Here is a 5,783-nt window from a genome sequence, read left to right on the forward strand (position 1 = left end):
CCTACAGTCGTAGCTTAATTACTAAGCTGCGACGCTATAAACTGACTAGGCTCGCGCTTCCACTTATTTAAGTTAGCACTAAACGCCCAAATATCTCTATCTAACACGCTGGCAGGCAATAATAAATCGTAACCTGTTAGCTGCTGAAGGTGCTTAGTTCTATTAGCAAACATGGCTATAAGCCCAGTATAGCTTATCCCTTTATGGGATGTGTAATGTGTATCTTCTATTAACCATTCTGATGGGCAATTGCCATTTTTGCAATGTTTTTGAACAACTTGCATAAATAAATTACGCTGCTCTATTAATAATTTCCCTGCAATTCTAGGCGCTATGCTTGATAAAAAGTCGTCTATATCATTTACCTTAACGCCAACCGCATTTAATTCTAAATAGTCAAAGCCATCTTCTACTTTAGGTATTCCACTGTGATGAAAGTTACTATGAGGCATACACCAAGCTCCGTACTTGTGGCAATAAACGAGCTCAGATTCGCTCAATATAAGGCTATGGTATGGTTCTTGAGATTTTAAAAATCCAATAAAAATAGCCACAAGGCACAAGCTCACTAAAAATATTTCAAGTATGCTAATCTCACCCGGCCTCAGTAAATTAAATAACATAATAAAGACTAAGCCTATAGCACCTACAACAATCGCCTCAATTGCGTTTCGCGCGCCCTGTGCCCGAAACTTAATGACATTGTCAGATTTATCCATATCGATAAAACACCATATAAAAAACAAACATAATAATGCCCCAAATTATGACCTTTCTTGTTGTTATACATAAGTTACAGCTAGTTTTAAATTTCATACATTACCGCTTTTTCCTCAACAAAATAGGAACAATGAATAAATCTTATTTACTTTTACGCTTAACGCACAAATTTATGAGATACATAACCGTCTTTTCACGGTCTTATTTCGTACAATACTTACAATTCATTTTCAGGTATGAAATCAATGTACTCAAGACAATCAGGTAAAGCACTTTTTCCATTTATTATTACGTTACTTCTAATATTTAGCGTTTATTTATATTTACCCGCTAGCCACGGCGAACAAGCCGATTCATCACAAATGTCTACCCAAGTAACGGCTCATACTGTTACCTCTGAGGAAAACGCAGTGATGATAGAGGCCATCGGTAGTGCACGTGCAAACCAAGCTATTTATATAAAAAGTGCGCAAAACGATTATGTCACAGATATATATTTTAAAGATGGCGACTTAGTCAGTAAAGGACAAAAATTAGTACAGTTACAAAGCCAACAAGAGCAACTTGCAGTTAAAGAACTCGGTATTAACTTACGTGAGGAAAAACGCCAGTTAGATCGCCTTACCGAACTTTCACGCTCGCAATCAACGGCAAAGTCATTACTTGAAGAGCAATTATCTCGTGTTGATGCCACTGAAGCTCAACTAGAAAGCGCTAAAACAAAGTTAAATGAAATGACTATTACCGCGCCATTTTCAGGCCTGTTAGGTAAGCGTGAAATATCAGTTGGCGCCTACGTAAGCAACACAACAATAATCACCACACTTGATGATATTAGTATTATTAAAGTTGACTTCAAAGTACCTGAAAAATATTTAGCACAATTAAACATAGGTATGAAAGTACTTACCCAAAACGATGCCTACCCAGGGCAGACATTTAACGGCAAGGTAACGCATATTAGCTCGCGTATTGATTCGGTAACACGCAGTGTTGAAGTAACTGCAAGTTTTGCTAATAAATCAGGATTACTTCGCCCTGGTATGTTACTAAATACAGCACTTGAGCTAAGCAGTAACCAAGCTTTAATGGTGCCAGAAAAAGCGGTTATCCCTTTACAAGACAAACACTTTGTTTTTCAAATTCAAGACGGAGTAGCCAATAAGGTTGAAGTGCATGTTGCTGGCAGAAATAATGGCTGGGTTGCTATCGATGAAGGTTTAAATGATGGCGAGCAAATTGTTACTGAAGGGCTAATAAAAATTCGCTCTGGTAGTAAAGTAAGCGTAAAGGGGTAATACGTGAAAATTACTGATACTAGCGTTAAACGCCCCGTTTTTGCCATAGTAATTAATTTACTGCTTCTTACTTTTGGTCTGGTTGCATTTACTATGCTGCCACTTCGTGAGTACCCTGATATTGAAACACCAATAGTAAATATCAGCACTGAATACACAGGTGCTTCTGCCGAAATTATAGAAACAAAAATAACGCAAATAATAGAAAATCGAATTTCCGGTATTGAAGGCATTAAAAGTATAAACTCATCTAGTCGTAATGGGCGTTCAAACATTACCATTGAGTTTGATATTAACCGCGATATAGATGCCGCATCTAACGATGTACGCGAACGTGTAGCACGTGCACTTGATAGTTTACCCGATCAGGTACGCCCACCAGAAGTGTCTAAGTCAAATAGTGATGAAAGCCCAATCGCATGGTTTGTATTAAACAGCGAAACAATGGACTCGTTACAGCTCTCTGATTACGCACAGCGCTTTATCGTTGACCGTTTAGCCGTTGTAGATGGTGTATCTAACGTGCGTATTGGTGGTGAGCGCCAATACGCCATGAAAATTTGGCTAAACCGCCAAGCAATGGCTGCACGTGGCATTACCTCGAGCGATATTGAAAATACACTGCGTACAGAAAACGTTGAATTACCTGCCGGCGAAATAGAATCAATAGATCGCGACTTTACCGTGCGTACCGCACGTAGTTATAAAGATCAGCGCGATTTTAAAAACCTTGTTATTAAACGTGGTGAAGAAGGTTATTTAGTGCGTTTAGGTGAAGTTGCCGACGTAAAATTAGAAGCTGCCGATGACGAAAGCTTATTTCGTGGTAACGGGCGCAACATGATTGGCCTAGGAATTGTAAAACAAGCTAAAGCAAACACGCTTACCGTAGTAGATAACGCACGCAGTGAACTTGAAAAAATCAAACGTAACCTACCTGAAGGCACCACAATTCAAGACAGCTACGATTCGTCTGTATTTATTAAAGAATCAATTAGTGAAGTTTACAGCACACTTGCCATCTCTATGGGTTTAGTCGTACTCGTTATATTTTTGTTTTTAGGCAATATACGAGCAACGCTTATTCCTGCGGTTACCGTACCGGTCGCACTTGTTGGTAGCTTTATGTTTTTATTAGCAATGGGCTACTCAATCAACTTACTAACTTTACTTGCATTAGTACTGGCTATTGGTTTAGTAGTAGATGATGCCATTGTAATGCTTGAAAACATTCACCGTCGTATTGAACTGGGTGAGCCGCCATTACTAGCTGCATATAGAGGTGCGCGTGAAGTTGGTTTTGCCATTGTCGCAACCACGCTTGTACTAATATCGGTGTTTGTGCCATTGGTGTTTATGGATGGCCGTATAGGGGCATTATTTACTGAGTTTGCAATGGCGGTAAGTGCTGCCGTATTTTTCTCAAGTGTTACAGCGCTGACTCTCGCACCAGCCTTGTGTTCTAAAGTACTTAAAGTATCAGACAAACCAAATAAATTTAGCCAATGGATGGACCGCCAGTTTACTAAAATTGAAGTAAGTTACCGTAATTCACTCTCCACCAACATAACCCGTAAATGGGGTTTAATGGTGAGCCTATTATTAGCGGGCTTTGTTAGTTACTCGTTGTTTTTACAAGTCCCCTCTGAGCTAACGCCAAAAGAAGACCGTGGCACGTTCTTTATTATGATGAGCGGCCCTGAGGGCGCAAGTTATGAAAATAATGCCGCTAATATGGCTAAAATTGAAGAACGCTTAATGCCTTACTCGCAAGCAGGTGAGCTAAGTCGCGTACTTGTTCGAGTACCTGGCTGGGGTGGCAGCGGCGGTGTTGCTATTGTTGGTATGGCCGATTGGGATAAACGCAAACGCTCAACATGGGAAGTAATGGACGAAATAAGCGGTAAAATGCAAGAAGTTACCGATGTTCGTGCATTTGCCATTATGCGCCGTGGTATTGGCGGTGGTGGTTCATCTCGCCCTATTGAGTTTGTATTGCAAGGTAATGATTATGCACAACTTGCCGATTGGCGTGACCGTATAATTAAGCGTGCTGAACAAAACCCAGGTTTAGTAAGAATCGATCATGATTATAAAGAAACCTTCCCGCAGTTTTTAGTCAGCATAGATAAAAACAAGGCCGCTGATTTAGGCGTTTCTGTATCTGATGTAGGCCGTACACTTGAAACAATGCTTGGCCAGCGCCGTGTTACAACCTTTATTGACCGTGGTGAAGAATACGATGTAATTTTAAAAGGGACTAAAGAAGACTTTACTAACCCTACTGACATTTCAAATATATATCTTAAATCACGAAGCGGTGAACTAGTCCCACTTGATAGCCTTATCAGCTTAAAAGAAGAAGCAACCGCATCGCGCTTAAACCGATACAACCGTATGCGCGCAATTACATTAAGCGCCAACTTAGCCGACGGTTATACGCTTGAGCAAGCGCTTAACTTTTTAAACGAAGTAGCCGCGCAAGAAAACGATATAGATGGCGCCGTAGATTACAAAGGCGAGTCGCAGCTTTATTACGAAGGCGCATCAGCGATGACCTACGTATTTATACTTGCACTCACTGTTACCTTTTTAGTACTGGCAGCACAGTTTGAAAGCTTTATGCATCCGTTCGTCATCATGCTTACCGTACCACTTGGTTTAATGGGCGCTATGTTCGGACTTTGGGCTACAGGACTTACCTTAAATATTTACAGCCAAATAGGTATTGTCATGCTCATAGGGCTAAGTGCTAAAAACGGTATTTTGATTGTAGAATTTACTAACCAACTACGCGATAAAGGCGTTGAATTTAGTGAAGCTATTTTGCAAGCAGCAACTCAGCGTTTGCGCCCTATTATTATGACCTCGCTGACTACGGTTATGAGTTCGGTACCTTTAGTACTTGCTTCAGGTCCGGGCGCTGAAAGCCGTATGGTGATAGGTGTAGTCGTGTTTACTGGGGTTATTGTATCGACCCTACTAACTCTTTTTGTTGTACCTGCTGCATATTATGCACTTGCACGTAACACTCAATCACCTGAATTTTTACAGCAAAAATTAGACAAACAAGCCGCTGAAAAACCTTTCGAAGAGATCTAGCCTCTTAATTGCGCCGTAACCTTGTTGTTGCGGCGCATACAATTTATGCTCGCCTTTAAACCCCATATACATTTTAGGAATACTTATGAGCTCAACAACGCAAGTAGCAACATTTGGTGGCGGCTGTTTTTGGTGTATAGATGCTGCATTTAGACGTGTAAATGGCGTACTAACCGTAAGCTCTGGCTACACCGGCGGTGAAACAAATAACCCAACATATGATTCTGTATGCTCAGGCACAACCGGTCACGCTGAGGTTGTTAAAATTGAATTTGACGCGACTGTAGTTAGCTTTGAAACACTCTTAGCAATGTTTTTCACACTGCATGATGCAACACAATTGAATCGCCAAGGTAACGATATAGGCACACAATATAGAAGTGTGGTTTACTATCACGATGAAGCTCAACTTAAGCAAACCAACGAAATGATAACTCAACTGCAAAGCCATGTCGCTGAGCCAATTGTGACAGAAGTCAGCCCTGCCACTACGTATTATCCAGCAGAGCATTATCATCAAGATTACTATAACGAAAACCCACAGCAGGGTTACTGTAGTATTTTAATAGCACCTAAGTTACACAAGTTTGAAACCGTATTTAAAGAGTTCTTAGCTGACTAGCTAATTTTAGTAGTTAAACTTAGCTACACATTAAAAAGCCC

At 40.5% G+C, this 5,783-nt stretch carries 4 protein-coding genes; 3 read left to right on the top strand and 1 reads right to left on the bottom strand.

Annotated features, from left to right (window positions below):
* Nucleotides 1-14: 14 nt before the first annotated feature.
* Nucleotides 15-719: a DUF2982 domain-containing protein gene (locus tag H5072_RS10265; RefSeq protein ID WP_024596874.1), complete on the bottom strand. Its 705-nt coding sequence runs from the start codon at nt 717-719 to the stop codon at nt 15-17.
* 246 nt (nt 720-965) lie between these two features.
* Between H5072_RS10265 and H5072_RS10270 the strand changes: the two genes are divergently transcribed.
* The 3 genes from H5072_RS10270 to msrA all read left to right on the top strand — a co-directional run bounded on the left by H5072_RS10270 (nt 966) and on the right by msrA (nt 5,742).
* Nucleotides 966-2,018 carry an efflux RND transporter periplasmic adaptor subunit gene (locus H5072_RS10270; RefSeq protein ID WP_002958748.1) on the top strand — a complete coding sequence of 351 codons (1,053 nt, stop codon included), beginning with the start codon at nt 966-968 and terminating at the stop codon, nt 2,016-2,018.
* 3 nt (nt 2,019-2,021) lie between these two features.
* A complete protein-coding gene (locus H5072_RS10275) occupies nt 2,022-5,120 on the top strand; it encodes an efflux RND transporter permease subunit (protein WP_024603401.1) in 3,099 nt (1,032 codons plus the stop codon).
* An 85-nt stretch (nt 5,121-5,205) separates the two neighbouring features.
* Entirely contained in the window at nt 5,206-5,742 is a 537-nt protein-coding gene (gene msrA, locus H5072_RS10280) for a peptide-methionine (S)-S-oxide reductase MsrA (RefSeq protein ID WP_182693477.1), read from the top strand.
* Nucleotides 5,743-5,783 lie beyond the last annotated feature (41 nt).

Source organism: Pseudoalteromonas sp. SR45-5 (assembly GCF_014163565.1).
GTDB lineage: Bacteria > Pseudomonadota > Gammaproteobacteria > Enterobacterales > Alteromonadaceae > Pseudoalteromonas > Pseudoalteromonas distincta.